Genomic DNA, 26,313 nt, shown 5'->3' on the forward strand with positions numbered 1-26,313 from the left:
TCAACTGCCCACCGGCGGAAATCGCACCACCGATATTACTCGTCTGCGTAATGTTTCCCGTACCAAGGTTGGTGATGGTCCCGTCCGAGGCGATCGCAACCGCGCCCTTTCGCCAAAGATCAAGCCGGCATTGCTGAGATTGATTGACGACGGCGTGATGGCGAAGTAGCCGGAAATCGTGGCGCCGGACAGATTGGTGATAGTCGCCGCACCGGTTGAAATGCCCGCCGCACTCGTTCCGCTTATGGTGCCGGCGTTGATGAAAACGCTGTTCGTCCCGGTCGTGAAGCCGAAGGTGCCGCCATGAACCGTGACGCCCGCTGCGATGGTGTAGGTGTTGTTATTGTCGTGATCCGTGCCGTAGCCGGTGTTTCCACCTTGCTGGTTGTCCGTATCGCTCGCGCACACCACGTTCACGTTGCTGACGGGTGCCACCGGTGTGCAAGCCGCCTCGGCCCGCTCGATCGTGAGCAATGGCGCAATCAAGATCGTGGGCGCGAGAACGCATGTTGATCGCCACATCAAACGCCAACGCACTACCCTGCTCACAACTGTCGCATTCATTTCCAGTTCCTCGGTCGTCATCCCGGCCTCCTCCAGTTAGAGGAGGCCGGCCCACGCGAATTTGGATTCGCTGAACGCCAAGGTAGAAAGGGTTCTCGTGACCGACTTGGACATACGCGACCGGGCCTTGTCCTCGAACGCGCACGACGCTGCTTCGTGCCGCACTGATGCACAGCCGCGACAATTTCCTCCCCCAATTGCATTACGCCTGGTCCCAGCCGACCTTCTCCTCGCTCTCCGCCCAGACGGCCGCGCGATAGATCTCGCGTCCGCCGGAATCCCTGACGCGGATCCAGGCATCGCGATCGCGCAAATCGTCGCGCCAGACGAACAGATGCCGCGCCATCTCGTCGGCGACGACGACCGTCGCCTTGGCCTGCTCGAACACCATGCCGCCGGGATCGATCTTCACGACATTGTCGACCAACAGATCAAAGAAGAAACGGTGCATTCCAAACTCCACTCTCGACGCCGCCGGGAAAGCGGCGCCACAAACTATTCCGCACGCCAGAACACGTAGTCGGCCGAATACGGTACGCTGCGATAGGCGCCGGCTTGCTCGCAGGAGCCGCGCAGCAGGCCGCCTTGGGTGTCGATGCGCTGGACGTGAGTGACGCCGTAGAACAGGCCGTTGCCCGCCTGCGCGACGACCTTCAACTTCAGCCAGGGAAGATCATCCGCGGCGCGGCCCGCAACGCGCGCGACGATCCTCGCTTTCACCGAGCTGCCGTCCTTGTGCTCCCAGACCAGCGTGCTGGCATCGACCGCCTCCCAATGCAGCGCCACATAATGGCGACCGACCGAGTTGCCGCCCTCCATCAGGGTCGCTGCGGGCTCACGCGGCTGCCAGACCAGTTGCTTGGCCGCATCAGGCTGGCATTCGTAGATCTGCGCGCCCTCGGCATGCAGCGCGATACCCGGAATTTCGCCGGGCACCCGGATCTCGTCGGGCGTGCCCGCCAGCGCCGAGGCCCCGTAGAGAAGGCCTGCAAGACTGAGACTGCGGCAAAGGCACTGCGCCATGGCCATGAGTCTGCGATCAAGGATCATGTCAAATCATTCCCTGCTTGAACCGATATTTCGCTGAAATTCAGTTGGGCGCGGTCACAACGCCTCGCCGCTCCTGATGGCGCTCGGCGTCGCGCCATAGGCCCGCCGGAAACAGCGGTTGAAATAGGAGAGATCGCCGAAGCCGACGTCGTAGGCAATCGAGCTCACCGGCCGCCCGGCGAAATCGGGCTCGCGCAGCATGCGATGGGCGCGCTTGAGACGCTGCTCGGTCAGGAAGGACGAGAAGGTCTTGCCGTCGGCCTCGAACAGCCGCTGGAGATAGCGCGTGGTCACGCCGAATTCCTGCGCCACGGTCGCGACCGATAGGTCCTGCTGCCAGCAATTGTTGACGATGAAGGATTTCACCTTGCGCAGCCGCGCCGCCCTGACGCCCCGCCGCCCGGCCAGCTCGTGCACATCATCCGTCGCGCCGAGAACGCGCGCCATCAGATCGTGCAGATGTGTCACGCCAAGCTGGCGCAGTGCGGGCACCGAGAACGCGCGCTCTCGCACCAGAGCCGCCGCGTAATCGACCAGCAGCCGAAGCCCGGCGGCGCGCTCCGGAATGACGCGCATCACCGTGTCGTCGATGTCCACGATCATGGGTGCCAGCACCCGCCGCGGCACGCGCAGCGACAGGCAGTTTCCCAGCGAGAAGCGCTCGTAGGTCGTCACGTCCTCCGCGCTGGTCAAAACCGCATCACCCGGATGAAGCTGGAGATCTCGCCCCCGCGCGGATATCCCGACGACTCCGGAACGATTGACCATCAGGCCGAGGCTGTCGTCGCCGTCGATGACCAATTGCCTGGTGCGGATGACGCGCGCCCCGATCAGCCCACCGATCACGAGCTGCGCGTCCGGCACACCATGAGATACGAGGCTCGCTGCGAACAGCTTGCCTTCCGTAGCCTCGACCTCTGCCTTCAGCACGCCGCGGCAGTAGAACTCCCGCAGCAGCGGTACGCGCTCGTCCTCGGGAATATGGTCCGTTGAAACGTCGAGAATGGAAACTTCTTCCTTGCCGCTCACTGCAATTTCTCCAACCGACGAGCAAGCCTGGCCATGCGCTGTTGCATCCCCGCACCTGTTCAGTGCCGGTGCGCTCCGTTCCGTGGCACACGCTGCCCTTCTCATTTCAAGTGGCGCCATATACGAAAGTCTCACGCGGCATGCGTCCTACGTTCGGAGGACCCGATAGTCCTGCTCATCACAATGGATTGAGATTGCATCGTCTGACGGCGCGCGCTGTGAAATGAATCACACGGCGTCGTCGTTGCTGCTCGCTCGCGGCGCGAACGGAGCGGAGAATCCTGCCGCGATCTTCACGAGATCTGCCTGCCTTCCAGCACCAGTCTTCTCGAACAGCCGGCCAAGATGCGTCTTCACGGTCGTCTCGGCGATTCCGAGCTTCGCTGCGATGTCGGGAACGCCGCCAATCTCGACGATCGCCATCAACACGCGCAATTCGGACGGCGTCAGCCTGAAGGCACTGGCAATGGCGTCGGGCACGAGCGAAGGCGCCATCGTTGCCCTTTGAACGAGCAGCACCGCTGCGGCGCTGTCTCTCGGCTGGAGCCGTTCCCTCTTCAATGGCGAAGCGCAGAGGAGATAGTGTTGACCGGCCGCCGATGTCACGAGCTCGATCCGGCGCGGACCCGGCACATGAGTTCCATCATCTGCAGCAATTTCGAACAGGCTGCGGAATATCTTGTCTGTCTGGGTGTTGCGCGCGACGATCCTGTCGCCGACCATCGACAACAGACTGCCATCGACGAACAGCTCGCGGCACGCCGCGTTGGCATGGACGACCCGGCCGTCAGCGTCGAGCAGGCAGATCGCCGTGCTCAGGCCGTCGAGGACATCAGCGAGATCGTCCACGGTATGAGAACGCGCCCTGATCTGCCGGCCCATGATCCTTGAACGCTGGATGTGCGGCGCGAGCAGCCGCATGCGCTCGCGCATCGGCTCGTCGACCGTCCCGCGCGACCGGTGACGCAGCACCTGCAGGATCGTGGTGCGCACGTCCGACTTCTCGATCGCGACCGTGGCGAGGTCGATCGCGCCCTGCGGCTCGACCCATTCGCGATAGAAGCTCGTCGCCAGAAACTCCGCGTGGGGCATGATGTCGGTGACGCCGATCGTCTGCTCGGCGGCGAGATCGAGATGACGATCGAGCAAGGGATCCTGCTCGACATAGCGGTCACGATAGAGCTGTCGAAAGCGGGATTCGGTGCCAAAATGCTGGTGAATCTCGATCGACAACCTAGCGGCATCACGGGACAGGATGGTCGCGGCACACCCGCCGACGAAGTTCGAAACCTGCTCCAATACGCCGCTGCGCAGCGCGGGGTCGGCCGCCGCATCGTAGATCTCGCCGACGAGCGAGGAAAAACGGTTTGCCTGAAGGATTGTCATCGAAGCGGCGATGCGATCGGCGCCCTGGCCCGGAGACAACGGGGACGCGCACGCTGGGAATTTGCAGAGACGACAGGCCGGTCAATCGTCGCTTTGGACGATGAAAAATAGTTACAACGATATGCTGGAATATCGAACATCGTCCTTGCGTAACGTCAACCGCAGGGTGCGGCTTGGACGTTTTCGCCAAAGACTAGGATAAATGCGAACAGCAAGCGGGGCTGTGTGCGTTGCGTCACGCGGCTGCGCGTAGCCACCGAACTTCATTGCCACCAATTCCCGCCCGCCGGCGCTGGCAATTTACTTCCGGTTCTCCTCGCAGAACTTCAGCGCGGCAAGCGCTTCGCCGGCGCGCGGGATCTGCATCTCGATGCTGTCCTCATCATCATCCTCGAAATCGAGCGAGAGGCGCCTGGCCTTCGAGAGGCGGTCCATCATCGACTGGTCGTATTCGAAGATGCCGCGCACGGTGGTCTTGTCCATGACCTCCCACTTCGCCTTCTTCATGATGTCGGCGTCATCGGTGCCGACGTCGGCGCGCAGGATCTCGCCGACCTTGTCCCACTCCCAGCCGTCATAGATCATCACGATCACGATGGCTTTCTCGGAATAGGTGATGACGATGACGTAGTCGCGGTTCTCGTCGTCCTTGTCCTTGTAGCCGCGGCTCGCATTGCAATGCGTGTCCTGCGTACGCTTCTCGATGGTCCAGTCGCCGACCCTGGATTGTTGCGGGAGCGCTGGCCCGGCGGCCAAGGCACCTGCGGCCAACAAAGCGGCGAAAAAGACTCTTTTCATGTCGGCCTCCAGCGTGTTCCCCGCGTGGAGATGACCACCTCTGCCGGCGGCCTGCAAGGGTTTGAGGAGGCTGACCAGGGCCGATGGCGACGGACTTACGCTCGCCTGGGGATGATGGCGATCGGGGTGAAGGTGTAAACCTCCTCGTCGTTCTGGTTGAACATCGTCCATTTCACCAGCGCGACGCCCTGCGGCTTCGATTTCGACGGCGTCAGGCTCATGACCTCGCCGACCAGATGCAGGCGGTCATTCGGTCGCACCGGAATGGTCCAACGCAGGCCGTCGACGCCCGCGCCGATCAGCGGATGCGGGCCGAACGGGCGAGTCTGGATCGCGAGGTTCATGGCGATCGCAGCGGTATGCCACCCGGACGCGGCCAGCCCCTTGAACAGGGTCTCCTTGGCGGCTTCATGGTCGAGATGCATCGGCTGCGGATCGAACTCGGCCGCGAAGCGCTTGATGTCGGCCTCGGTGACCTCGACCTCGGGCGATTTGAACCGCATTCCGATGGTGAGATCGTCGAACCACTCGACCAGCGCCATGATTTTGCCTCGCAATGTGACGTGTGGCCCGCGGGGAGCGCGGCCGACGGGATGGATCGGAAGCGGGATGTAGCGGGTCCGCAGCGCACAAACCAGCCCCGGGTTCCCCGCGAAACCCGTTTCCACAATCGACGAAACACGCCTGAAACAGACGGCCGGTTAAGTAGCCGTCAAAATAAATACAGGGACGGCCACCATGCAATTCCTCCTCGACCTGATCTACGATTTTTCCTGCTGCCGGAACCTCGTCGCAGAGCCGCTACGGGAGGACGAGTCATGGTTGAGCTGATCTCCGCCCTCCTCGTCCTCTGCAGCATCGGTGTCTTTGCGGCACATGCGCTGGATGCCTATCGCACCACGCACTTCTGATCATCCCGGGCGCTAGAACGGGCGCCGGTAGAAGTGATCCGAATGTGTCGCCGGCGGAAACCGGTTGGCGAGCGCGAGTGCGCCCTTTTCATCCGTCTCGAGCGCGATCTTTTGCGCCAGCATCACATCGCCCGGCACCAGGAAGCCCGACGGGACGAAGCACCAGCCCATCGTCGCGTGCCCGTCGCGGTCAATCTCGTGGACGTTTGCGGCGGTGCCGTAGTGAATGCGATACGTCCTGCCGGTATCGCAGCCGATGACATCGAAATAGCGATGCTGCTCGAATTGCGCGCGTTGCGCCGGCGACAGCCATTCGGCCAAAAGGCGGCGGCCCCGCGCATCCGGCGTGTTCTCGCCGAAGAAGCGTCGGTAGAGTTCGCGCAGCGCATGCAGACGCGCACGCGCCGGCGTGCGGAACCAGTATGCCGCGAACATGAGCAGCTCTGATCAGCCGCCGACCAGACGGGGATAGAACAGTGTTTCCTGTGCGGTCGGATCGAACGATCTGATACGGGTCACTTCGCCGGGCCCGGTCCGGAAAGCGGCGGTGAAGCCGGCACCGGTCAGCTCCCGAAAGCGCTGTTCGGCCCGCGCCAGCGCTTCGGCATTGCCAGGATCAAACTCGTGGCGTGTGTCGCCGGTCTGATCCATCACGATCTGGGTTGCCATTGTGAGTCTCCTCATGCCCAGCCCCGAACCTGATCAAAGCAAACCTCATGCCGTGCGTTCCTGATGGCAACAACTTTCTTGTGCCGGCGCATCACGCCTTGCTGAACAAGCGCGCTAACGCGAGGCGGCCGCACCTCCTTCGTCGATCTGCCGTCCCATCAGCGCGATCGCCTTCTGATAGACGCCTGCGGCGTTCCAGGCCTCGATCGCGACGAAGTTCGGCTCGCCCGGCTGGTAACCGGCCCCCGCACGCCAGCCATGGGCCTTGAGGAAATTCGCGGTCGAGTTCAGCGCGTTGGCGGCGACCTCGAGATTGCCGGTGCCATAGGCCAGGATGTTCTTCGGCATGAACTGGGTCTGGCCGACCTCGCCATGCATGGAGCCGCGGGTTGATCCCGACAGCGTGCCGCGGTCGATCAGCTTGAGGGCGGCATAGAGCTGGTCGGTGAAGAATTCGGGACGGCGGCAGTCATAGGCAAGGGTTGCGATCGACGACAGCATGTTCTGGTTGCCGCGCTGGCTGCCGAAACCGGTCTCCATGCCCCAGATCGCGATCAGCGGCCCGGGCGGCACGCCATAGCGCTGCTGGATCGAGGCGAACAAGGCGGCCTGCGACTGCTTGAGCTGCCGGCCCTTGGCGACGATGGTGGTGGCGCCGCGCTTGGCGAGGAACTGGTCGAGCGTCAGCGAGAAGCTGCGCTGGCCGCGGTCGGCTGCGATCGTGGCACTGGCGTAATTGGCCTGCATCAGCGCCGACAGCGCGGTCTGGCCGACGCCCTTGCCCTGCGCCTCCGCGCTGAACTCCCGCTTCCAGGCCTCGAAACCCGCCGGCGAGCTGCCGCATGTGGCGGCTTGCGCGGCGGGCGCCAGGCAACCAAGCAGCGCCATCGCCCGAAAAACCGCCCCAGCTACGGTCCTGCCCTTGATCATGTCCGACGTCCTCTCTGTCTGCGGCGATCCGATGCCCGAGCTTACCCGGACGAAGGCGCCGACTCCATGGCGTGATCATACGACAGTTCGAGTCCTTCCAGATTGCCCGCCTTGCGCCACTTGTCGAGCAGCCGCAGGAACGCCACCGGCCCGCGCCAATATTGGCTGTTTCTGGCCGCGATCGGATCGAACACGCCCTCATTGTTGTAATAACCGGGCGTGCATTCGGCCAGATAGGTCTGGCGGCCGAGTGCGGCCTTGACGACCTCGTCGACCCAGGCGTTCTCGGCGGCGAGCGTCGGCTCGAGCGTTCGCGCCTTGCGCTTGCGCGCCTCCTTGATGACGTAGGCGATGTGCTGCGACTGCTCATCGATGATGTGCGGAAAATTGGCGCTCTGGCCGGCCTGAACGGTGACGATCAGAAAGCAGTTCGGGAAGCCGCGGCTGTAGAAACCGTGCATCGTCTTGACGCCATCGCGCCAGCGTTCGGACAGGCTCGTGCCGCCTCGGCCGTAAACCTCGAAGCCCATGCGGCGAGCATAGTCGGTCCCGACCTCGAAGCCGCTGGCATAGATCAGGCAATCGAGCTCATAGGCCCTGCCGTCAACCACGACGGCGTTCTCGGTGATGCGCTCGACGCCCTGCCCTTTGGTGTCGACGAGATGCACGTTGGGGCGGTTGAACGTGTCGAGATATTCGTCGTGGAAGCACGGCCGCTTGCAGAACGCCTTGTACCAGGGCTTGAGCGCCGCCGCGGCCGCCTCGTCCTTCACCACGGCATCGACGCGGGCGCGGATCTCCTCCATCTTGCGATAGTCGGCCTGCTCGATCACCTTCAGCGCCTCCTCCATCGAGGTCACCGGCTGCGGCTGACGGCGCGGCGCCAGCAGGATCTCGCCGAGCAGGCCGGTCCAGCCGTCCTGCACCAGATCCTGCTCGAACGGCTCGCCGGAGATGACGGCGGTGAAATTGTCCATGCGCTCGCGCTGCCAGCCGGGCTTGAGGCCCTGCGCCCAGCTCTGGTCCGTCGGCCGGTCGTCGCGGACGCCGATCGCCGACGGCGTACGCTGGAAGACGTAGAGCTCCTTCGCGGAGCGGCCGAGATGCGGCACGCATTGCACGGCGGTGGCGCCGGTGCCGATGATGCCGACGCGCTTGTCGGCAAGACCGGTGAGACCGCCTTCGGCGGTCCCACCGGTGTAGCCGTAATCCCAGCGGCTGGTGTGAAAGCTGTGGCCCTTGAACGTCTCGATGCCAGGAATGCCCGGCAGCTTCGGACGGCTCAGCGGGCCGCCGGCCAGGATGACGAAGCGCGCGCGGATGCGATCGCCGCGATCGGTCTCGACCAGCCAGCGCGCCTCCGGCTCCTGCCATTCCATGCGCGCGATGACGGTCTGAAACAGCGCGCGCTCATAGAGACCGAAGTGACGGCCGATACGGCGGGAATGTTCGTAGATCTCGGGAGCCCGCGCATATTTACGCACAGGCATGTAGCCGGTCTCTTCCAGCAGCGGCAGATAGATGTAGCTTTCGGTGTCGCAGGCCGCACCGGGATAGCGATTCCAGTACCAAGTGCCGCCGAAATCCGCGGCCTTTTCCACCATGCGAAAATCGTCGATGCCGGCTTCGCGCAGTCGCGCGCCGCAGAGGAGGCCACCGAAGCCCCCGCCGACGATGAGCACTTCAGTCTCTTCGCTGACAGCTTCGCGCGCAAATGCGGGATCGGCCCAGGGATCGTCGAGGTAGCGGCCGAAGTCGCCGGTCGCTTCGACATATTGCGCCTTGCCTTCGCTGCGCAGACGGCGATCGCGCTCGTCGCGATAGCGCGCGCGGAGTGCGTCAATGTCGACCCTAGATTCGCCGGCTGCACCGGTCTTGTGTCTTTCCGCTGACATCGATGTCCTCCACCGCGAACGCTGCTTCGCCGGCAGCTCGGATCAGTTAGCCCCGAAAAAGCGCCGCACGCAATCATGCCTCTCGCTTTTTGCGTGAACGCCGCGTGGCGTTCCGCTAACCTTCCGCGCAAATCACAAGCATACGCCACGCAACGACGTGGCGGCCTGGAGGAGACGATGCAGGGATTGATGATGGACATGCCGCTCTTGATCAGCGGCCTGATCCAGTATGCCGCCGACTATCACGGCGAAGCGGAGATCGTCGCGCGCGAGATCGAAGGCGACATCCACCGCTATACTTATGCGGACGCCCATCCGCGCATCAAGCGCATGGCGCTGGCGCTCAAGCGGCTCGGCATGAAGCAAGGCGACCGCGTCGGCACGCTGGCCTGGAATACCCATCGCCATTTCGAGATGTTCTATGCCGCGCCGGGCATGGGCTATGTGCTGCACACCGTCAATCCGCGACTGTTTCCCGAGCAGCTCGTCTACATCATCAATCACGCCGAGGACCGGCTGCTGTTCGTCGACCGCGCCACGCTGCCTCTGGTCGAGGCGATCGCACCGCAGCTCAAGACTGTCGAGGCCTACGTGATCATGTCGTCGCGCGAGCGGATGCCGGAGACCAAGCTTGCGAACGTGCATTGCTATGAGGAGTTGCTGGCCAAGGAAAGCGACGCCGGCTTCGCCTGGCCGGAGTTCGACGAAAAATCCGCCTCCACCATCTGCTACACCTCTGGGACGACGGGCAATCCCAAGGGCGTGATCTATTCGCACCGCGCCGCGATCCTGCAGACGATGACCTGCAGCAGCTTCGACTTCCTGCCGGGCCATCTGGAAGGAGTGCGCGAGGTGATGATGCCGATGGCACCGCTGTTCCACGGCAATGGCTGGAACATGCCGTTCACCGCGCCCTATACCGGCTCGAAGCTGGTGCTGCCCGGCCGGAACTACGAACCCGACAAGCTCTATGAATTGCTCGAAGGCGAGAAGGTGACGCTGTCGGCGGGCGTGCCGAGCTTCTGGCTGATCCTGCTCGACTGGCTGGGCCGCACCGGCAAAAGGTTCTCGACATTGCGCGCGACGCTGTCGTCGGGCTCCGCACCGCCGCGCGCGATGGTCGAGAAGCTCAAGCGCGACTATGGCATCGACTATATCCAGGCCTGGGGCATGACCGAGGCGCTGGGCTGCTCGATGCCGGGCTTGAGGCCCGGCTCGGAGCATCTCACCGACAAGGAGAAATTCGACCGGCGCCAGGTGTCGGGCCGCGCCTGTTTCGGCACTGCGCTACGCATCGTCGACGACGGCGGCGCTGAGCTGCCGCGCGACGGCAAGACCGTCGGTCATCTGCGTGCGCGTGGGCCGTGGGTCGCCTCCGGCTACATGAAGCTGGAGGAAGGCCTCGACCGCGACGGCTGGCTGATCACCGGCGACATGGCGGTGATCGACCCCCAAGGCCACGTGACGCTGACCGACCGTTCCAAGGACGTCATCAAATCCGGCGGCGAATGGATCTCCTCGATCCAGCTCGAGGACGTCGCCCTGTCTCATCCCGACGTGCTGCAGGCCGCGGTGGTCGCGATCAACCACGAGAAATGGCAGGAGCGTCCCCTGCTTCTCGTCGTCCGCAAGAAGGGCGCGACGGTCGACGGCAAGACGCTGCTCGACCACATGCGTCCGAAGATCGCGAGCTGGTGGATGCCGGATGCGGTCGAGTTCCTGGACGAATTCCCGATGACCGGCACCGGCAAGGTCCTCAAATCCGCACTGCGGGAGAAATTCAGGGAGTACCGCGCGGGTTGACGACGCGCGCACGACAGCAAGCCCGCTCTTCCCTTCGCTCGATATCTGCGCCACCCGGACGTCACGTCGATCGTCCGGGTGGCGCCTTCGCATTTGGGACCCGCTACCAGGAATACTGGAGGCCGACCCGTCCAAGTGCCCTGATGTCGCTCCACGACTGTGCTGGGATCGCCAGCCCGAACTCCGTCGCGGTCCGGTTGGAGTTGGACGTCAGGCTGCCGCGATCGAGGCCGAACGCGATGCCCATGGTCAGGGACAGGTTTCCCTGGATCCTGATCATGCCGACGGCTCCGGCGGCATGCTGCCCGTCGAACACGGCCCAATGGGTCGAGATCGCGTAGTTGGTCCCGTCAGGCAGGAACGGATTGACGAGCGAAGCGGCCATGGCCGTTCCAGTTGCTGCACGGGTGACCTGGCGTGCGATGTCGAACTGGCTCTGCACGGTCTGCGCCGCGTTCACGCAGGTGTCAGTCCCCGGGATGTAGAAAAAGCCGGCGCCGTAGAGTGAGCAGACCTTTTCGTACTCGACCGCGGCATGGCCCGGCGTCGGGATCGCCAGAGCCAGGGCAGCAGTCGCTAGCATCGCGCGCAAGCTTCGTCCAAGGACGCGCCGTGCCGCGTTGGTTTGCTTCCACATGGTTGTCTCCAATCAATGATGGGAACGCGGCTCAGTAACGAGCAACGATGGCATCGCCGTTGAAGCGGTAGTTCACGCCGAGCTTCACGAGATGCAGCTCATGGTCGACGTTCTGGGTGCTGATCCGTGTGTTCAGCGCGATCGCGGCCGGCCCGAAATACAGGTAGTCGTATTCGAGGCGGGCCGAGAGATTTCTCGTCAGCGCGTATTCGAGGCCGACGCCGCCGGTCAGGCCGGTTCGCTGATGGTTCACGTCGAGCGGAGCAACCGTGCCGACGAAGGACTGATAGGCGACATTGGCCCATGCCACGCCGCCCTTGGCGTAGACCAGCACGTTATCAAATGCGTAGCCGATGCGACCGGTGCCCGTCGCCAGCGCCTGGTACGACAATGAAATGCCGGAGAAGATGGGGTTCGCCGGATCGACCGGGCGATTGCCCTTGATCGACGCCCAGGAGAGATCGAGCTCGGCACCAACCACGATGTTGTCGAACTGCCAGTTGCCGCCGACCTGCGCACCTGCGAGCGCGCCCTTCGTGTCCATCGTGAAGCGGTCCTGCGCGAAGACGAAGCTCGGATCGACCAGACGGCTGCTGCCGGCGCCGTAGCCGCCGTGAGCACCGATGTAGAAGCCGTTCCAGAGCGGCACCGGAGCAACGACGGGGGCCTTCACGGTCATGTCGGCCGCATTCGCCGGCGTCGCGGTGAGCGGTGCGATCGCGATGAGCGTGGTGACTGCAGCGGCACAGGAGAGAAGGCGGCGCGCCGATCGGAGGATGGAGATTGTCATGAGATGATCTTTCAAAATGTCGGAATGAATGTTCGGTGCGAATGTCGGGTGCTTCACCAGGCGTACATGAAGCCCGCGCGGCCGAGGCCGCGGACGTCGCTCCACGATTGCGCCGGGATCGCCGTGCCGTATTCCGTCTGCGTCCGGTTGGTGAGGGAGGTGAGGCTTCCCTTGTCGAGGCCGAGCGAGAAGCCGCCCGAGAACACGAAGTTGCCGGAGACCCGCACCAGGCCCGAGAAGCCCGCAGCGTGCTGGCCGTCATAGGTCGCCCAGTGGGTCGAGACGGCGTAGTTGGTGCCGGTCGGAAGCCACGGCGCGACGAGCGACGCAGCCATCGCCGTGCCGGTCGAGGCGCGGGTCTGCGCACGCGCGATGTCGAACTGGTTCGTCTGGATCTGGTTGGCGTTGCTACAGGTGTCGGTACCTGGAATGTAGAAGAAGCCGGCGCCGTACAACGAGCAGACCCTGACGTACTCGACCGGAGCCGCGTGGCTCGGCGCGGCGATCACGGCAGCAAAGCCGATGGTGACGGCGGCAGCGACCGTATGGGCGGCGCGGCGGTTGCTGGAGCGGTGGTTGCTGGAAATGATGGACATGATGTTCTCCAAATTTCTGCTGAATGCTGTTTCGATTGAGCTCGGGGCGTTAGCGCAGCGGGCCATCGTCGCCGTTGAAGCGGATGTTGATGCCGGCCTTCACCACCTGGACGAAGTGCTTGATCTCGGACGTCGTGTCCGGGGTCGCCCAGCGGAGCGTCTCGGCCGGGAGAAAGATCGCGTTGTATTCGACCTTGGCCGAAACGTTGCGCAGGAAGGCCACTTCAAGGCCAACGCCGCCCACGGCTCCGAACAGGTCCCTGTTGTAATTGGTGACCTCGGGCGTGAACCTCGACGAAAGCTCCATGCGGGCATAGGCGCCGCCGCCCTTCGCGTAGGCGAGCCATTGGCCGGACGCGTAACCGACGCGTCCCGTCGCGGTCGCAAGCGCCGTGTAGCCGACCCCGTTGTTGGTGCTCGACGTGAGGAGGGGCGAGGTGCTGGTGTTGCCCTTCACAAAGGACCAGGAGCCGTCGATCTCGGCGCCGATGACGTAGTTGCCCTGCTGCCAGTTGTAGCCGAGCTGCCCGCCGGCGAGCGGCCCGTTGTAATAGGCGAAGAACGGATTGTTGGAGGGATTGTTGGCGGGATCGCGAAACTCGCTCTTCCCCCACCCCCAACCACCGTGAACACCGGCATAGGCGCCAGTCCAGGAGACGACGGGTGCGGGCAGCGGACCGCCGGCAAGAACGGGTGAAGCGATGATCGCGGTTGCCGCTGCAACGGCGGCCGCGAATCCACGGCTGTGAGTTACGAATCGTCCTGAATGTGTGGGCATGTCGAGGTCCATTTCCTTCTCTTGATTTAAGATTGTATATCTGAATGACGCTATTTTAGATTGTATTCGAGGTTACGACGTATGGGTCAAGCCCCTGCTGGTTTTTGAACGAACGAAGCCGGCGATCACGCACCAGCGGATCGACGGGAAGACTTATTGGGTGTTGGAAAAGCCCGAGCGCGGTTCAGGAAAATGCGCCCGTGGCTGGTCGATGGGTGAACTAAAGACGAGCGATCCGCACGGATGCGCGTCCAAAGCCCCCTTGTCTTGTCATGATTGCATGCCCCCGCTTCTAATTGAGGCTGATCTTAGGCACAGCGCGGTGAATAGCCAGTCCCGCAAAAGCAACAGTTGCTGTTTGTTGCTGCCGGTTGTCTTGCCCGCCTCTTAATCGCGGCACGACACAAGACAGACTGTGAATGACCATTAACATGGCAGCGTGCCGGGCCGGCTCTGACGCAAGTTGCGGCAGACCAGTTGGTGAAGATGTGGCGCCGATTCGAAGCCAGCCTGCCCCGAACGCAGGCAAAGATCTACCTGCAGGAGACCCAGATGCTCTACCCGATGTCGCCCAAAGTCGTCGAGCTCAAGCGCAAGCTCGAGAGTTTCATGGACCGGCACATCTACCCGAACGAGGAGCGCTTCTATCGTGAGGCCGAAGAGCTGGGACCGTGGAAAGTCTATCCCGTCGTCGAGGAGCTGAAGCCGCTGGCGCGTGCGGAAGGCCTCTGGAACCTGTTCCTGCCCGAGTCGCGCCACGGCGCGGGCCTCACCAATCTCGAATATGCCCCGCTCTGCGAAGTGATGGGCCGCTCGCATCTGGCGCCCGAAGTGTTCAACTGCTCGGCGCCCGACACCGGCAACATGGAGGTGCTGGAGCGCTACGGCACGGACAAGGACAAGGAGCGCTGGCTGAAGCCGCTGCTCGCGGGCGAAATCCGCTCCTGCTTCGCCATGACCGAGCCGGCGGTCGCATCATCCGACGCGACCAACATCGAAAGCTCGATCGAGCGCGACGGCGACCATTACGTCATCAACGGCCGCAAATGGTACACGACGAATGCGACCGACCCGCGCTGCAAGATCTGCATCTTCATGGGCAAGACCGATCCCGACAATCCGGACCGCCACAAGCAGCAATCCATGATCCTGGTCCCGATGGAGACACCAGGCGTCGAGGTGAAGCGTCCCCTGCCCGTGTTCGGCTTCTACGGCGTGCCCGACCGAGCTTCGGAAGTCGTCTTCACCAACGTGCGCGTGCCAAAGGAAAACATGCTGCTCGGCGAAGGCCGTGGTTTCGAGATCGCACAGGGTCGCCTCGGCCCGGGCCGCATCCACCACTGCATGCGGCTGATCGGACTAGCCGAACGCACGCTGGAGAAAATGTGCCGCCGCGTACGCAGCCGCGTCGCCTTCGGCAAGCCGGTGTCCGAGCAGACGGTGACGCAGGAGCGCATCGCGGAATCCCGCATCATGATCGAGCAGGCCCGGCTGCTGACGCTCAACGCCGCCTATGCCATGGACACGGTCGGCAACAAGGTGGCGAAAGCCGAGATCGCGATGATCAAGGTCGCCGTGCCCAACATGGCCTGCCAGATCATCGACTGGGCCATCCAGGCCCATGGCGGCGGCGGCACGTCGAACGATTTCGGGCTGACCCAGGCCTATGCGACCGCCCGTCTGCTGCGTCTCGCCGACGGGCCGGACGAGGTCCACAGGAACCAGATCGCGAGATTCGAGCTGAAGAAGTATTCGAATGCGTGAAGCCCAATGGCGACCTAATCCAGCACCTCCACCGTCGCCGAACGTCCGGCTACCAGCGACATCCCCGCCGGCACCGGATCCAGCGCGATGCGCACGGGCACGCGCTGGGCGAGGCGCACCCAGCTGAAGGTCGGGTTGACGTTGGCGAGCAGGCTGGTGCCGTCGGCGCGGTCGCGGTCCTCGATGCCGGCGGCGATGCTCTCGACATGGCCAGACAGCGTGACCTTGTCGCCCATCAGGCGGATCCGCACCTTGTCGCCCACCCGAATGCGCGCGAGTTTGGTCTCCTCGAAATAGCCTTCCACATGCAGCGTGTCGGTATCGACCAAGGCCATCACGCCCTTCCCGGCCGTGACGTAGGCACCCGGACGCAGATCCATGTTGGTGATCACGCCGTTCACGGAGGCATGGACCTCGCTGCGGTCGAGATTGAGCTGGGCGACCGCGCGGTCGACGACGGCCTGATCGACGGCCGCCTTGGCCTGGAGCTGGGTCGCCAGCACCTGCTCCTGCTTCTGCTGCGATACCGCGTCGGTCGTCAGCGCGCTGTAGCGCTTCAAATCGGCATTGGCCTGATCGAGCGTGGCCTGATGACCGGCCACTGCGGCATCGGCCTGCCGCAGCGCCAGCGCGAAACGTTCGCGGTCGATCCGGAACAGCACGTCGCCGCGATGGACCTTCTGGTTGTCCTTGACCAGCACTTGCGTGACGAAACCGGACACGTCGGGCGCGACCTGCACCACGTCGGCGCGGACGCGGCCGTCGCGGGTCCACGGCGATTCCATGTAATACACCCAGAGCTCGCGGCCGACGGCGAGCGCCGCGACGACGGCAAGCACTGTCAGCGCTAGGCGACCGAGCCAGCGAAAATTCCCCTTCATGAGAGATACTCCGAGAGATAGACGACGCCGCCGAGAAGGCAGACGAAAATTGCGAAATCGAACAACGCCCGGTGCCAGACCAGCCGGTAGAGATCGAAGCGATGCATGAGCCGGCGGAGAATCGCGCTCAGGATATAGGCGACGATGATCCACAGCAGCAGCGCCGGCACGAGCACGCCATAGATGTCGATCACATATCTCATGCCGCAACACTCTCGCCTGCGCGCGGCCGGTAGGCCGGCGCGTCCGGAAACAGGCCGCGGCGGATGCCGACGAGGCCGATCAGGGCGTCTTCCCGCGCCTTGTCGTTGGGATCCTTCACCGCCCCGGCCAGCGCCCGATCGATGCTCGTCAGCAGTTCGACCGGCATCCCATCGCCTGCAAATTTGCGGCAGGCGATGGCGAGCTGGTCGAGCATGTGGTCGATCACGGAAATGGTCGATGCCGCGAGCCCGTAGCGGGCCCGGCGAAGGTCGATGATGTTGAGGCCGATGCGGAGCTGGACGAGGCTGTCGGTATCGCGGCGGTCGCTCTCGGACAGAAAGGCGATCCGCTGCACCAGGAGCCCGAGCCGGTGCAGCATGAGGCCGGCAAATTCCGCGCGATCACGCTTGCCGCGGCGTTCGGCGGCGACCGCAAGCGTCGTCCAGCTCGACAGCACAAGGCGATTGGCAATCCACTCGGCGCCAACGCCGCGCGCGATCCGCGTCACGAGCTCGGCGATGACGACGCCGACGAAAAAGGCGACCGCGGAATTCGCATAGGACGCAAAGTCCGCGCTGTAGGTCGATTGCAGCGCCAGCAGCGTCGCCGTGTTGGCCGCCAGCGCCATGCCGGTGCCGGCTGTCGCCGGTCGCGCGATCAGGAAGCCGTAGAGCAGGAATGCCGGCGCCAGCGCCACGACCAGGACCTCGAGATGGGAGATCGCCGGCACCAATGCGAACAGATAGATCGCGACAACGACGATGGCGACCAGCGACCACAGGCCGAAACTGCGGATGAAGCGCGCGGGCTCGTCTTGCGCGGCAAAGAACGAGCACGCCACCGCCGCCATCATCGGCGCCGACGCGCCGTCGGGCCAGCCGGTGCCGATCCAGAACGCGCAGCAGATCAGGATGGCGCCGGCCGCACCGGCCGCGGACCACAGCGCAAGGCCGCGGTCCCGGTGGCGCACGGGCGCGGCGCCGGTCTCGGGATGAAAAGCAAGATCGAGCGTCGAGACGTCCTGGCCCTCGGCAATCGCCTCGGTCAGCGCGCGGCAGTCGCGCGAGAGGTCGACCAGCTCGCGCAGCCGCGACAACAGGCTGGTGGTGATGATCCGCTCCCAGGAGGCGTCGTCATCGAGCACGGCTTGCCGCTCCGCGATCATGGAGCGAATCCGCTCGGCCGGCTGCCGCGCACCGACGTCTCTCACGATCCATTGCGCAAGATCCTCCAGCAGCCGACTCAGCTCCGGCTGCCGGCGCAGAGCCTCCTCCCCCAGCGCAGCCAGACGGTCCTCGAGCGAGGCGACGACCGGCAGCAGCATCAGCATGCGCAGACGGATTTCGCCGAGGCTGCTCACGGCATTGCGATCCGCCAGCCGGTCATAGGCAAGATGGGTCGAAAGCGTATCGATCTCGACGATGTCAGTTGCGAGCTTGAGGCGCCTGGCGCGGTGCCCTTCGCTGGTACCATCGCGCAGCAACACCGCTCGGCTGAGATTGCGCGCATCGGACAGCCAGCTATCGACGCGGTGCGCGACGGCGGGCGCGACGCTGCGGGGAAAGACGATGGTGGAGACGAGGCTGGCGCAGATGATGCCGAGCGATATCTCCTCCAGCCGCGCCACCGCCGTGTCGAAGATGGCGGCTGGCTCAGACACGGACGGAAACCCGATCAGCGCCACGGTGTAACCGGCCAGCATGAAGACGTAGCTGCGTGGTGTGCCGTCGAGCAGCGACAGATAGAGGCAGAGCCCGACCCAGAGCGCGATCGCGAGGCAGAGCAGCTCGGGCGCATCGATCAGGTTCGGCACCAGCGCCACCGTCATGATCGCGCCGGCCAGCGTGCCCATGACGCGAAAGAACGCCTTCGAGCTCGTTGCGCCCGCCAGCGGCTGCGAGGTGATGTAGACCGTCGCCATCGCCCAGTAGGGCCGCGGCAAGTCCATCGCCAATGCGATGACGAGCGCGAGGATCGACGCGGCAAACGTCTTCAACGCGAAAATGAGGTCCGCGTGGCGGACCAGGAAAGGCTCGTCTGCGCGCATGAGTTACTTCGCCTCTGGACCGGTCTTGCTGTCCTGCAGGCGACTGGCCCGCCGTTCGATGCGCTGAAGCGTCTCGAAGGTTATCGCAAGTTCGTCCGCGCCGATATCCTTCAACAGGCTCGCCCGCACCCGGCGCAGCACGCGGTTGGTCTCCTCGACCTTGGCCTCGCCCGTCTTGGTCAAATGGAGCGTCTTGGCGCGGCGGTCGGTGGGGTCTTCCCTGCGCTCGACCAGCCCCTCGGCCTGGAGCAGGTCGATCAGGCGCACGAGCGACGGCCCCTCGATGCCGAGCTCGTCGGCAAGCACGCCCTGACGGACGTTTTCACCCTGCCTCGACAGTACCAGAAGCGGAATCGCGGTCGCATAGGACAGGCCGTGATCGGACAAGGCCTGATCGGACTCGCGGCGCCAGATTCGAGCAAGGCGCGCGATGAGCCGGCCGAGTTCGGCATGGATATGAGCCTGCGAGGGAGCCATGCAAATTAGATAGGACACGAACTATTAGTTCGCAACTATATTGCAGCCGATCACGCAAAAGCGAACGAGAACGACGCAGATGGGACCGGGTTCCGCGACACAGGCAAGGGAGGCGATGGCGGGCGCAGGCACGCTGACTCTGATCCCGACCTTCGTCGTCGTGGCCGTGGATGCCACCGGCATGGGAATCATCCTCCCGCTGCTGCCGTTCTACTCGGAGCGGCTCGGCGCCACGCCGGTCCTGCTGGGCGCCCTGATCTCGGTCTATGCCGTCTGCCAGCTCATCGCCGGTCCCGTGGTCGGCATGCTCTCGGACCGCCATGGCCGGCGCAAGGTGCTGGTCGTCAGCCAGATCGGGACCCTGATCGGATTTGTCCTGCTGGCGCTGGCCGGCAATCTGACGCTGGTGTTTCTGGCGCGCATCATCGACGGCCTGACATCGGGCAACATCTCGGTGGCGCACGCCTATGCCGCCGAGCACAGCGCGCCTGCGACGCGTAAGCAGGCGCTCGGCATGACCAGCGGCGCAATCGGGACCGGGCTGCTGCTCGGCCCTGCACTCTCGAGCTTCCTCGTGCATTACGGCCAGACCGTGCCGGTGTGGGCCGCGGCCGCGCTTTCCCTGGTGAGCATCGTCGCGACAATCGCCCTGCTCCCGCCGGATCACCCGGCGTCCGAGCCGCTCCACCAGCATCGCGTGCCCGAGCCGACGTTCACCCGCGGCCTGCTCGGGATGCGCTACGCCTGGCGCCTGCTCGGCCTGCTCATCGTATTCTTCTTCGTCAACTCGATGTTCCTGTCGCAGATCGCGCTGTTCCTGTCAGCACGGTTCTCCTGGGACGGTCACCCCTTCGGCGCGCGCGAGCTCGGCTGGATGTTCGCCTATGCGGGCTTCATCAACATGGTGGTCCAGGGCCTCTTGATCACACGCGCCAACCTGGTCGCCTCCGATCGCAACATCGTCATGGCCGCGTTCGCCTGCATGGGACTGGGATTTGCGGGGCTTGCGGCCGGCAACAATGTCAGCCTGCTCGCGATCGAGCTGACGCTCATCATCGCCGGCACCATGTTCGCACGCAGCACGCTGACCGCGGAGCTGTCGCGCTCGACCGCGATCAATCGTCAGGGCATGATCATGGGCCTCAACCAGTCGCTGATGTCCGGCGCGAACATCAGCGCCCCGCTGGTGAGCGGCGCGCTGATCGGTCATCGGCTGTTCGTCCCGTGGGCGCTGGTCATGGCCGCCATCGCGGTGATCGGTGCGGCGCTGGCCGGCCAGCTATTGGATATGCCGCGGACGCGCTAGCGCCCTCGCCTAGTTCACCACGTAAACGTCGGGATCGGCGCTCGAGCTCGGCTTCTTGAAGGCGTTGCGCAGCGCGGGCGAGATCGGGACGTTGTAGTTGAGACCGTTCGGCGGCGTCGGGGATTCCAGCCACTTCCTGTAGAGGATTTCGATCTCCGGGCTGGCGTAGAGCTCTGCCGTGGCGCGATCGGCCAGCGCCTTGAACGGCGCGTCCTCCCGCCGCAGCATGATTCCGAACGGCTCGGCCTTCGAGAACGTCTCCTCGCTGATCATGAACAGGGCCGGCTCCTTCGCGCGCGCGATCGCAACCGCGAGCTGGACGTCGTCGAGCGCGTAGGCCTGGGCGCGGTCGGTCTCCAGCAACAGGAAGGCCTCGGCCTGGTCCTTGGCCGGCATGATGTTGATGCCGAGATTGCGCTCGGTGTTGACCTTGGCGAGCTGGGTCAGGTTGACCGAACCCGCCACTGCCGTGACGGCCTTGCCCTTGAGATCGTCGATGGTGTTGATCTTCGCCGCCTTCTTGGCCGCAAACCGCGTTGCACTGAGGAAATGCGTGTTGGTGAACGCGACCTGCTTCTGGCGATCGGCATTGTTGGTGGTCGCCGAGCAGTGCAGATCGAGCGTGCCGTTGACCATCAGCGGAATGCGGTTGGACGAGGTCACCGCGAGATACTCGACGCCGATGTCGGGCATGCCGAGCTGCTTCTTCACGGCGTCCACGATTCTGAGGCAGATGTCCATGGCAAAGCCGACAGGCTTCTGGTTGCCGTCGAGGTAGCTGAACGGCACGGACGCTTCCTGGTAACCCAGCGTGATCTTCCTGGTCTCCTTGACCTTCTGGAGCGTGCCCGACAGGTCTTCGGCGGAAGCAGCGCCCGCAAGACATGTGACGGCGAGGAGAATGGCGGGAAGACGCATCGGGGGCTGCTCCTTGAGGGGATCATGGGCCGCGCCGGCGCGCAGCCGTGCACGGTGTAACTCAGGGGCGAACCAATCGCCAGACGAGGTTCCGTCTATCAGCTATCGCTGTTTTATATGTACCGATGCGGGAGGAGATATCGCCCGGCACCGTCAGGGTTGAGACCTCTGCGGCGCAAAGCCTTCTGGTCTGACAACCAGTCAGCACAAGTTTTCATCGGGGGCGCGCAATACCTTGCCTTCCGCGAGGCCGCCTCTCTCCTGCGATTTTATCCCGCTCCGATTGCGGCGCATTGCCCCGCCAAAAATGACTGGCTGCCGTCAGCGCGGCCGCGACAACGAGGGATGAACGGCCGAGTGGCAAGTTCCGGGGAAACGCGTCGCGGCGCGAGCGAGGTGCTGCGCGTCGAGGGGCTGACCGTGCAGTACGGCGCGCTCGTCGCCCTGCGCGACGTGAGCTGGTCGGTCCATAACGACGAGATCCTCGGAATCATCGGCCCGAACGGCGCCGGCAAGAGCAGCTGTTTTGCCGCTGTCACCAATGCAGTCACCCATCGCGGCAGCACCTTTCTCGACAGCAATGACGTCTCGGCGCTTCGGACATTCGATCTTGCCGACCGCGGCCTGCGCCGCACGTTCCAGCAGAATTCGTTCTTCGGCGAGCTCACGGTCCTGCAGAACGCGGTCTCGGCCGTCTTCCGCGATTTCTCGACCAGTCTGGCGACATCGCTGTTCGCGCCGTGGCGCGAGGCCACCACGCGCCGCGCCGCCGAGATCGCCGCCGCGCAGCTGCTCGACTTCTTCGGCATCGCCCGTCAGTACCACGACCAGCTTCCCGGCGACATTCCCTACGGCGTGCAGCGCCTGCTCTCCGTTGCCCTCGCCTACGGCACCGGCGCAAAAGTGCTGCTGCTCGATGAACCCGCCGCGGGCCTGAGCGGCGGCGACATGAAAAAGCTCGCCGACGTCCTGATCGGCCTGCGCAAGCGCAACCTCGCCCTCGTCGTCATCGAGCATCACATGGACCTGATCATGTCGATCGCCGACCGCATCGTCATGATCGACCAGGGGGCCATGCTGGCGACGGGAACGCCGGCCGACATCCAGCGCGATCCCCAAGTCCGCGAAGCCTATCTGGGGCGCGACGAATGAGCGGCGTGCTCCAGAGCGACAATCTTTCGGTCCGCTACGCCGGCAACGTGGCGGTATCAGGCGTCAATATTGGCGTGCCGGCAGGGTGTATGGTCGGCCTCGTCGGCGCCAACGGCGCGGGCAAGACCACGCTCGTCAACGCGCTCGCGGGCTGGTCTCGTGGCCGCGCCATCGTCACCGGCAGCGTCCAGCTCGAAGGACGCAGCATCGAGAAGCTTGCCGCTCACGAACGGGTGGCACGCGGCCTCACGTTGGTGCCGGAAGGCAAGAACATCTTTGCCGAACTCACCGTCGATGAGAACCTGACGCTGGTGCGGCCGCCCGCGGACATCACCGGCCGGCATCTCTTCACCATTCCCGAGGTGTTCGAATTCTTCCCCCGGCTCGCGGAACGCCGCTCGCACAAGGGCGCAGCGCTCTCCGGCGGCGAACGCCAGATGCTCGCGGTCGGACGCGCCTTGCTGGCCGGCCCGCGCGTGCTGATGCTCGATGAGCCCTCCGCAGGTCTTGCGCCCCGGCTGATCACCGATCTGCTGTCCCGCATCCGCCTGCTGGTCGATCGCGGCCTGCCGGTGCTGCTGGTCGAGCAGAACGTGAAGGCGGCGCTGAAGGTCGTCGACCATCTCTATCTGCTCGAACGCGGCAAGATCGTCGGGGAAGGCCCAGCCGACGTGATGGCCGCCGATCACCGCATCATCGAGGCCTATCTCGGCACCATCGCGGATGGAACGCCGGCATGAATGTCGCGCAGCAGATCATCAACGGCATCGTCCTCGGCTCCGGCTATGCCTGCATCGCGCTCGGCTGGACCATTCTGCTCGGCGTGGCGCGGCTCGTGAATTTTGCCCACGGCCAACTCTATATGCTCGGCGCGTTCGTCACCTGGTACGCCACCACCAGATTGGGCCTGCCCTATCCGCTCGCCATCCTCGTGGCCATCGTCGTGCTTGGTGCCATCGGCCTGTTGATGCAGGGCGCGATGATGCGCCTGGTCATGACGCAGAACCTGACCAGCCTGATGATCGTGACGCTCGGCCTCGGCTACGTCCTGCAGGGCGGCAGCGCACTCATCTTCGGCGGCAATCCGCAGACCCTGCCGGGAACACTGGCGCGCGCCAAGGTGGATCTCGGCCCGCTCTGGTTCACCTGGCAGGATGTGCTGGTTCTCGTCGTCACGCTGTTGCTCTATGGCGCGGTCTGGCTATTCACCCAGCGCACCCGGTTCGGCTCGGTCATCCGCGCCGTCGCCGAGGACCCCAAGCTCTCGGAACTGTTCGGCATCAACGCAAAATTCGTCTACCTCGGCGTCTTCGTGTTCGAATGCGCGGCGGTCGCGCTCGGCGCCGCGCTGGTAGCGCCCCGCTCGCCGATCCTCACCAGCATGGGCTTCAACGAGGTCATCATGACTTTCGTCGTGGTCGTGCTCGGCGGCATCGGCTCGATCGGCGGCGCGCTCGCGGCCGGACTCGGGCTTGGCCTGTTCACGGCCTTCTTCGGCGCGTTCGTGGCGCCGGCCTATACGACGGCGGCGGCCTTTGCGTTGTTGCTCGCGCTGCTCGTGATCCGACCCGCGGGGCTTGCGACCAAATGACCGCGATCGAGTCCCCTCGCCCCGCCTCGATCCCGTTCCTGCGCTGCGCCGCGGTCGCGGCCCTGGTGGTGATCGGCTTCTTCCTGCCGCGCCTGCTCGGCGGCACCTCGGTCGCCTATTCGACCCTGACCACGATCGCGATCTTCGCCGTGATGTGTTACGGCGCGGACATCGTGCTGTCCTATCTCGGCGAGGTCAGCCTCGGGCATACGGTGTTCTGGGCCATCGGCGGCTATGCGGCGGCGAACCTCTCGGTCAAATACGGACTGAACGGCTGGGTCACGGCGGCTGCCACGATCGCGCTGTGCCTTGCCGCAGCGGCCTTCCTCGGCGCCGTCACACTGCGCACCCGCGAGTTCGTGTTCTCGCTCGTGACCTATGCTGCCGCGGTCGTTGCCTACGAGATCGCGTTCAACTGGGACGCCGTCGGCGGCTCCGACGGCATCGTCGGCATTCCGCCGCTGAAGCTCCCCATGCTCGTCACCAATTTCTCCGGCGCCATGCAGGAAGACCTCTGGCCGATCGCCTTCATCCTGCTGCTGCTGACGCTCGCCTTCATCGCCCGCTTCCGCCGCTCGCGCCTCGGCACCACCGCGCTGATGGTGCAGATGAACCCGGCGCTGTCCGCGAGCCTCGGCGTCGATCCGCGCCGTATCAGGCTCGCCGTGTTCGTGATCTCCGCGCCGATCACCGGGCTTGGCGGCTGGCTGTACGCCTATCAGCGCGCCTATGTCGGCCCCGACATGTTCGAGTCCTACTTCCTCGTGATGATGCTCACCGCGATCGTGCTGGTCGGGCGCCGTATCCTGCTCGGCCCCCTGATCGGCACCGCTTTGCTGATTGCGCAGCAGAACCTGCTGTCGCTCGGCGGCGACTGGAACAAGATCGTGCTGGGATCGGTGCTGGCGCTGGTCCTGATCTTCTGGCCTGCGGGTCTCGTGGGCCTGTACCGCCGCATCACCAGGAAAACATGAAACACATTGGGAGGACGCGCATGCACAAGACGAAACTCGCTCTCGCGCTGCTGTTGGGGCTCGCATCCGTGCCGGCGACAGCGCAGGACATCAAGGTCGGCACCATCTTCCCGCTCAGCGGCGGCGCCGGCCCCGACGGCCAGACCGTGACCAATGCGGTCAAGCTGATGGTCCAGCAGATCAACGACAAAGGCGGTCTGCTCGGCCGCAAGCTGACCGTGATCTCCAAGGACGATGAAAGCACGCCCGCAGTGGGCGTCAGCCGCGCCAACGAGATGATCGCCGAGAAGGCCGACGTCGTGATCGAGGGCTGGAATTCGCCGGTCACGCTGGCGATGCAGCCGATCCTCGCGCGCGGCGGCGTCCTCGATATCACCGCCGTCTCGAAGTCGGACCTGATCCTCAGCGGTGAAACCAACCCTTACGCAATGCGCATCAACAGCTCGAATGGCTTCGACGCGGAGGTGATCGCCAGATACGTCGTCCAGACCATGAAGGCGAAGAAGGTCGCCTTCCTGACCCAGAACGACGTCTACGGCAACGGTTTTCAGACCGCGGTCGAGGCCGAATTCAAGAAGCTGAACTTCTCGGGCCACGTCGTCATGACCGAGAAATTCGCGTTCAAGGACACTGATTTCCGGGTTCAGCTCACCAATCTGAAGGGCACAGACGCCGACGCCATCATCGTCACCAACTCCTCGAACTCGTCCGGCCTGCCGGCGATGGTCGATCAGTATCGACAGGCCGGTATCAAATCGACCTTCGTCGGCGCTGTCGGCATCATGCTCAGCACGGTGTTCAAGGTCGCGGGCGATGCCAACAACGGCGTGATCTCGGCCGATATCTTCTTCCCCGATCTGCCGCCGTTCACGACCCAGCCGGAGAGCACCTCCTTCGTCGCGGCCTACACGAAAGCCTATGGCGCCCCGCCCGACAAGAGCGCGGCGCTTGGCGCCGCGGCCGTACAAGTCTGGGCACAAGCGGTTGAATCGACCAAGTCGCTCGACCGCAAGACCGTGGCGGAAGCGATCCGCGGCAAGCCCGTCAAGGGCACCGTGTTCGGCGACGTCCAGTTCCTGCCGAACGGGCAGATGCAGCCGCGGTATGTCGTATTCAAGGTGGTCGACGGCAAGAACGCCAAGCTCGAGGCGCTGCAGTAAGCG

At 64.4% G+C, this 26,313-nt stretch carries 28 protein-coding genes; 8 read left to right on the forward strand and 20 right to left on the reverse strand.

Going from position 1 to position 26,313, the window contains the following annotated elements:
• The 11 genes from F8237_RS02825 to F8237_RS02875 form a co-directional block, all read right to left on the reverse strand.
• Entirely contained in the window at nucleotides 1-585 is a 585-nt protein-coding gene (locus tag F8237_RS02825) for a hypothetical protein (protein ID WP_151642297.1), read from the reverse strand.
• 181 nt (nucleotides 586-766) lie between these two features.
• Nucleotides 767-1,015: a DUF6894 family protein gene (locus F8237_RS02830; protein ID WP_151642298.1), complete on the reverse strand. Its 249-nt coding sequence runs from the start codon at nucleotides 1,013-1,015 to the stop codon at nucleotides 767-769.
• Nucleotides 1,016-1,059: 44 nt separating this feature from the next.
• Nucleotides 1,060-1,614: a DUF3455 domain-containing protein gene (locus tag F8237_RS02835; protein WP_151642299.1), complete on the reverse strand. Its 555-nt coding sequence runs from the start codon at nucleotides 1,612-1,614 to the stop codon at nucleotides 1,060-1,062.
• Between the two features lie 54 nt (nucleotides 1,615-1,668).
• A complete protein-coding gene (locus F8237_RS02840) occupies nucleotides 1,669-2,643 on the reverse strand; it encodes an AraC family transcriptional regulator (RefSeq protein ID WP_151642300.1) in 975 nt (324 codons plus the stop codon).
• A gap of 228 nt (nucleotides 2,644-2,871) precedes the next feature.
• A complete protein-coding gene (locus tag F8237_RS02845) occupies nucleotides 2,872-4,029 on the reverse strand; it encodes a helix-turn-helix transcriptional regulator (RefSeq protein WP_151642301.1) in 1,158 nt (385 codons plus the stop codon).
• A gap of 300 nt (nucleotides 4,030-4,329) precedes the next feature.
• On the reverse strand, nucleotides 4,330-4,827 hold the full coding sequence (locus F8237_RS02850) for a hypothetical protein (protein WP_151642302.1): 498 nt from the start codon (nucleotides 4,825-4,827) through the stop codon (nucleotides 4,330-4,332).
• 95 nt (nucleotides 4,828-4,922) lie between these two features.
• Entirely contained in the window at nucleotides 4,923-5,369 is a 447-nt protein-coding gene (locus F8237_RS02855) for a MaoC family dehydratase (RefSeq protein ID WP_151642303.1), read from the reverse strand.
• A gap of 381 nt (nucleotides 5,370-5,750) precedes the next feature.
• Nucleotides 5,751-6,173, reverse strand: a complete 423-nt coding sequence (locus tag F8237_RS02860) for a hypothetical protein (RefSeq protein ID WP_151642304.1) — start codon at nucleotides 6,171-6,173, stop codon at nucleotides 5,751-5,753.
• A gap of 12 nt (nucleotides 6,174-6,185) precedes the next feature.
• Nucleotides 6,186-6,407 (reverse strand): hypothetical protein, encoded by a 222-nt coding sequence (locus tag F8237_RS02865; RefSeq protein WP_151642305.1) that lies wholly within the window; start codon nucleotides 6,405-6,407, stop codon nucleotides 6,186-6,188.
• Between the two features lie 114 nt (nucleotides 6,408-6,521).
• Nucleotides 6,522-7,337 carry a lytic murein transglycosylase gene (locus F8237_RS02870; RefSeq protein ID WP_151642306.1) on the reverse strand — a complete coding sequence of 272 codons (816 nt, stop codon included), beginning with the start codon at nucleotides 7,335-7,337 and terminating at the stop codon, nucleotides 6,522-6,524.
• Nucleotides 7,338-7,378: 41 nt separating this feature from the next.
• Nucleotides 7,379-9,232 carry a flavin-containing monooxygenase gene (locus F8237_RS02875; RefSeq protein WP_151642307.1) on the reverse strand — a complete coding sequence of 618 codons (1,854 nt, stop codon included), beginning with the start codon at nucleotides 9,230-9,232 and terminating at the stop codon, nucleotides 7,379-7,381.
• Between the two features lie 177 nt (nucleotides 9,233-9,409).
• Here F8237_RS02875 and F8237_RS02880 point away from each other — a divergent pair, with 177 nt between their 5' ends.
• Complete coding sequence (locus tag F8237_RS02880; protein WP_151642308.1) at nucleotides 9,410-11,035, forward strand: long-chain fatty acid--CoA ligase; 1,626 nt, start codon at nucleotides 9,410-9,412, stop codon at nucleotides 11,033-11,035.
• 103 nt (nucleotides 11,036-11,138) lie between these two features.
• Here the strand turns inward: F8237_RS02880 and F8237_RS37350 are convergent, their stop codons facing one another.
• The 4 genes from F8237_RS37350 to F8237_RS02900 are packed head-to-tail and all read right to left on the reverse strand — an operon-like array spanning nucleotide 11,139 to nucleotide 13,836.
• Nucleotides 11,139-11,672 carry a porin gene (locus F8237_RS37350; protein WP_374761580.1) on the reverse strand — a complete coding sequence of 178 codons (534 nt, stop codon included), beginning with the start codon at nucleotides 11,670-11,672 and terminating at the stop codon, nucleotides 11,139-11,141.
• A 31-nt stretch (nucleotides 11,673-11,703) separates the two neighbouring features.
• On the reverse strand, nucleotides 11,704-12,462 hold the full coding sequence (locus F8237_RS02890; protein WP_151642309.1) for an outer membrane protein: 759 nt from the start codon (nucleotides 12,460-12,462) through the stop codon (nucleotides 11,704-11,706).
• 53 nt (nucleotides 12,463-12,515) lie between these two features.
• Nucleotides 12,516-13,058: a porin gene (locus F8237_RS02895; RefSeq protein WP_151642310.1), complete on the reverse strand. Its 543-nt coding sequence runs from the start codon at nucleotides 13,056-13,058 to the stop codon at nucleotides 12,516-12,518.
• Between the two features lie 49 nt (nucleotides 13,059-13,107).
• Nucleotides 13,108-13,836, reverse strand: coding sequence for an outer membrane protein (locus F8237_RS02900; protein WP_162005846.1), 729 nt, complete (start codon nucleotides 13,834-13,836; stop codon nucleotides 13,108-13,110).
• Nucleotides 13,837-14,388: 552 nt separating this feature from the next.
• Here F8237_RS02900 and F8237_RS02905 point away from each other — a divergent pair.
• Nucleotides 14,389-15,600 carry an acyl-CoA dehydrogenase family protein gene (locus F8237_RS02905; protein WP_151642312.1) on the forward strand — a complete coding sequence of 404 codons (1,212 nt, stop codon included), beginning with the start codon at nucleotides 14,389-14,391 and terminating at the stop codon, nucleotides 15,598-15,600.
• Between the two features lie 14 nt (nucleotides 15,601-15,614).
• Here the strand turns inward: F8237_RS02905 and F8237_RS02910 are convergent, their stop codons facing one another.
• The 4 genes from F8237_RS02910 to F8237_RS02925 are packed head-to-tail and all read right to left on the reverse strand — an operon-like array spanning nucleotide 15,615 to nucleotide 19,209.
• On the reverse strand, nucleotides 15,615-16,481 hold the full coding sequence (locus F8237_RS02910; RefSeq protein WP_151642313.1) for an efflux RND transporter periplasmic adaptor subunit: 867 nt from the start codon (nucleotides 16,479-16,481) through the stop codon (nucleotides 15,615-15,617).
• On the reverse strand, nucleotides 16,478-16,684 hold the full coding sequence (locus F8237_RS02915) for a DUF1656 domain-containing protein (RefSeq protein WP_015686860.1): 207 nt from the start codon (nucleotides 16,682-16,684) through the stop codon (nucleotides 16,478-16,480). Before F8237_RS02915 ends, F8237_RS02910 begins: the two co-directional genes overlap by 4 nt.
• Nucleotides 16,681-18,732 carry an FUSC family protein gene (locus F8237_RS02920; protein ID WP_151642314.1) on the reverse strand — a complete coding sequence of 684 codons (2,052 nt, stop codon included), beginning with the start codon at nucleotides 18,730-18,732 and terminating at the stop codon, nucleotides 16,681-16,683. Before F8237_RS02920 ends, F8237_RS02915 begins: the two co-directional genes overlap by 4 nt.
• A gap of 3 nt (nucleotides 18,733-18,735) precedes the next feature.
• Nucleotides 18,736-19,209: a MarR family winged helix-turn-helix transcriptional regulator gene (locus F8237_RS02925; RefSeq protein ID WP_162006342.1), complete on the reverse strand. Its 474-nt coding sequence runs from the start codon at nucleotides 19,207-19,209 to the stop codon at nucleotides 18,736-18,738.
• Nucleotides 19,210-19,288: 79 nt separating this feature from the next.
• On the opposite strand from F8237_RS02925, the gene F8237_RS02930 reads away from it, so the two are divergent.
• Nucleotides 19,289-20,515 carry an MFS transporter gene (locus F8237_RS02930; protein ID WP_151642316.1) on the forward strand — a complete coding sequence of 409 codons (1,227 nt, stop codon included), beginning with the start codon at nucleotides 19,289-19,291 and terminating at the stop codon, nucleotides 20,513-20,515.
• A gap of 9 nt (nucleotides 20,516-20,524) precedes the next feature.
• Here the strand turns inward: F8237_RS02930 and F8237_RS02935 are convergent, their stop codons facing one another.
• Complete coding sequence (locus F8237_RS02935; protein ID WP_151642317.1) at nucleotides 20,525-21,433, reverse strand: amino acid ABC transporter substrate-binding protein; 909 nt, start codon at nucleotides 21,431-21,433, stop codon at nucleotides 20,525-20,527.
• 357 nt (nucleotides 21,434-21,790) lie between these two features.
• Here F8237_RS02935 and F8237_RS02940 point away from each other — a divergent pair, with 357 nt between their 5' ends.
• Genes F8237_RS02940 through F8237_RS02960 form a run of 5 tightly spaced genes read left to right on the forward strand, consistent with a single transcriptional unit; the run spans nucleotide 21,791 to nucleotide 26,310 of the window.
• A complete protein-coding gene (locus F8237_RS02940) occupies nucleotides 21,791-22,585 on the forward strand; it encodes an ABC transporter ATP-binding protein (RefSeq protein WP_244626069.1) in 795 nt (264 codons plus the stop codon).
• A complete protein-coding gene (locus F8237_RS02945) occupies nucleotides 22,582-23,325 on the forward strand; it encodes an ABC transporter ATP-binding protein (RefSeq protein ID WP_151642319.1) in 744 nt (247 codons plus the stop codon). The genes F8237_RS02940 and F8237_RS02945 overlap by 4 nt, the downstream gene beginning before the upstream one ends.
• Nucleotides 23,322-24,176 carry a branched-chain amino acid ABC transporter permease gene (locus F8237_RS02950; protein ID WP_151642320.1) on the forward strand — a complete coding sequence of 285 codons (855 nt, stop codon included), beginning with the start codon at nucleotides 23,322-23,324 and terminating at the stop codon, nucleotides 24,174-24,176. The genes F8237_RS02945 and F8237_RS02950 overlap by 4 nt, the downstream gene beginning before the upstream one ends.
• Nucleotides 24,173-25,150: a branched-chain amino acid ABC transporter permease gene (locus F8237_RS02955; protein ID WP_151642321.1), complete on the forward strand. Its 978-nt coding sequence runs from the start codon at nucleotides 24,173-24,175 to the stop codon at nucleotides 25,148-25,150. The genes F8237_RS02950 and F8237_RS02955 overlap by 4 nt, the downstream gene beginning before the upstream one ends.
• Nucleotides 25,151-25,170: 20 nt before the next feature.
• Nucleotides 25,171-26,310 (forward strand): ABC transporter substrate-binding protein, encoded by a 1,140-nt coding sequence (locus F8237_RS02960; protein ID WP_151642322.1) that lies wholly within the window; start codon nucleotides 25,171-25,173, stop codon nucleotides 26,308-26,310.
• Nucleotides 26,311-26,313: the final 3 nt, after the last annotated feature.

Origin of the sequence: Bradyrhizobium betae (assembly GCF_008932115.1) — a bacterium.
Taxonomy (GTDB): Bacteria; Pseudomonadota; Alphaproteobacteria; order Rhizobiales; family Xanthobacteraceae; genus Bradyrhizobium; species Bradyrhizobium betae.

What these genes read in the sequence shown, in the direction of transcription:
- F8237_RS02825 (WP_151642297.1), bottom strand. Translation starts at nt 585, where the DNA reads ATGACGACCGAGGAACTGGAAATGAATGCGACAGTTGTGAGCAGGGTA.
- F8237_RS02830 (WP_151642298.1), bottom strand. Translation starts at nt 1,015, where the DNA reads ATGCACCGTTTCTTCTTTGATCTGTTGGTCGACAATGTCGTGAAGATC.
- F8237_RS02835 (WP_151642299.1), bottom strand. Translation starts at nt 1,614, where the DNA reads ATGATCCTTGATCGCAGACTCATGGCCATGGCGCAGTGCCTTTGCCGC.
- F8237_RS02845 (WP_151642301.1), bottom strand. Translation starts at nt 4,029, where the DNA reads ATGACAATCCTTCAGGCAAACCGTTTTTCCTCGCTCGTCGGCGAGATC.
- F8237_RS02850 (WP_151642302.1), bottom strand. Translation starts at nt 4,827, where the DNA reads ATGAAAAGAGTCTTTTTCGCCGCTTTGTTGGCCGCAGGTGCCTTGGCC.
- F8237_RS02855 (WP_151642303.1), bottom strand. Translation starts at nt 5,369, where the DNA reads ATGGCGCTGGTCGAGTGGTTCGACGATCTCACCATCGGAATGCGGTTC.
- F8237_RS02860 (WP_151642304.1), bottom strand. Translation starts at nt 6,173, where the DNA reads ATGTTCGCGGCATACTGGTTCCGCACGCCGGCGCGTGCGCGTCTGCAT.
- F8237_RS02865 (WP_151642305.1), bottom strand. Translation starts at nt 6,407, where the DNA reads ATGGCAACCCAGATCGTGATGGATCAGACCGGCGACACACGCCACGAG.
- F8237_RS02870 (WP_151642306.1), bottom strand. Translation starts at nt 7,337, where the DNA reads ATGATCAAGGGCAGGACCGTAGCTGGGGCGGTTTTTCGGGCGATGGCG.
- F8237_RS02875 (WP_151642307.1), bottom strand. Translation starts at nt 9,232, where the DNA reads ATGTCAGCGGAAAGACACAAGACCGGTGCAGCCGGCGAATCTAGGGTC.
- F8237_RS02880 (WP_151642308.1), top strand. Translation starts at nt 9,410, where the DNA reads ATGCAGGGATTGATGATGGACATGCCGCTCTTGATCAGCGGCCTGATC.
- F8237_RS37350 (WP_374761580.1), bottom strand. Translation starts at nt 11,672, where the DNA reads ATGTGGAAGCAAACCAACGCGGCACGGCGCGTCCTTGGACGAAGCTTG.
- F8237_RS02890 (WP_151642309.1), bottom strand. Translation starts at nt 12,462, where the DNA reads ATGACAATCTCCATCCTCCGATCGGCGCGCCGCCTTCTCTCCTGTGCC.
- F8237_RS02895 (WP_151642310.1), bottom strand. Translation starts at nt 13,058, where the DNA reads ATGTCCATCATTTCCAGCAACCACCGCTCCAGCAACCGCCGCGCCGCC.
- F8237_RS02900 (WP_162005846.1), bottom strand. Translation starts at nt 13,836, where the DNA reads ATGCCCACACATTCAGGACGATTCGTAACTCACAGCCGTGGATTCGCG.
- F8237_RS02905 (WP_151642312.1), top strand. Translation starts at nt 14,389, where the DNA reads ATGCTCTACCCGATGTCGCCCAAAGTCGTCGAGCTCAAGCGCAAGCTC.
- F8237_RS02910 (WP_151642313.1), bottom strand. Translation starts at nt 16,481, where the DNA reads ATGAAGGGGAATTTTCGCTGGCTCGGTCGCCTAGCGCTGACAGTGCTT.
- F8237_RS02915 (WP_015686860.1), bottom strand. Translation starts at nt 16,684, where the DNA reads ATGAGATATGTGATCGACATCTATGGCGTGCTCGTGCCGGCGCTGCTG.
- F8237_RS02920 (WP_151642314.1), bottom strand. Translation starts at nt 18,732, where the DNA reads ATGCGCGCAGACGAGCCTTTCCTGGTCCGCCACGCGGACCTCATTTTC.
- F8237_RS02925 (WP_162006342.1), bottom strand. Translation starts at nt 19,209, where the DNA reads ATGGCTCCCTCGCAGGCTCATATCCATGCCGAACTCGGCCGGCTCATC.
- F8237_RS02930 (WP_151642316.1), top strand. Translation starts at nt 19,289, where the DNA reads ATGGGACCGGGTTCCGCGACACAGGCAAGGGAGGCGATGGCGGGCGCA.
- F8237_RS02935 (WP_151642317.1), bottom strand. Translation starts at nt 21,433, where the DNA reads ATGCGTCTTCCCGCCATTCTCCTCGCCGTCACATGTCTTGCGGGCGCT.
- F8237_RS02945 (WP_151642319.1), top strand. Translation starts at nt 22,582, where the DNA reads ATGAGCGGCGTGCTCCAGAGCGACAATCTTTCGGTCCGCTACGCCGGC.
- F8237_RS02950 (WP_151642320.1), top strand. Translation starts at nt 23,322, where the DNA reads ATGAATGTCGCGCAGCAGATCATCAACGGCATCGTCCTCGGCTCCGGC.
- F8237_RS02955 (WP_151642321.1), top strand. Translation starts at nt 24,173, where the DNA reads ATGACCGCGATCGAGTCCCCTCGCCCCGCCTCGATCCCGTTCCTGCGC.
- F8237_RS02960 (WP_151642322.1), top strand. Translation starts at nt 25,171, where the DNA reads ATGCACAAGACGAAACTCGCTCTCGCGCTGCTGTTGGGGCTCGCATCC.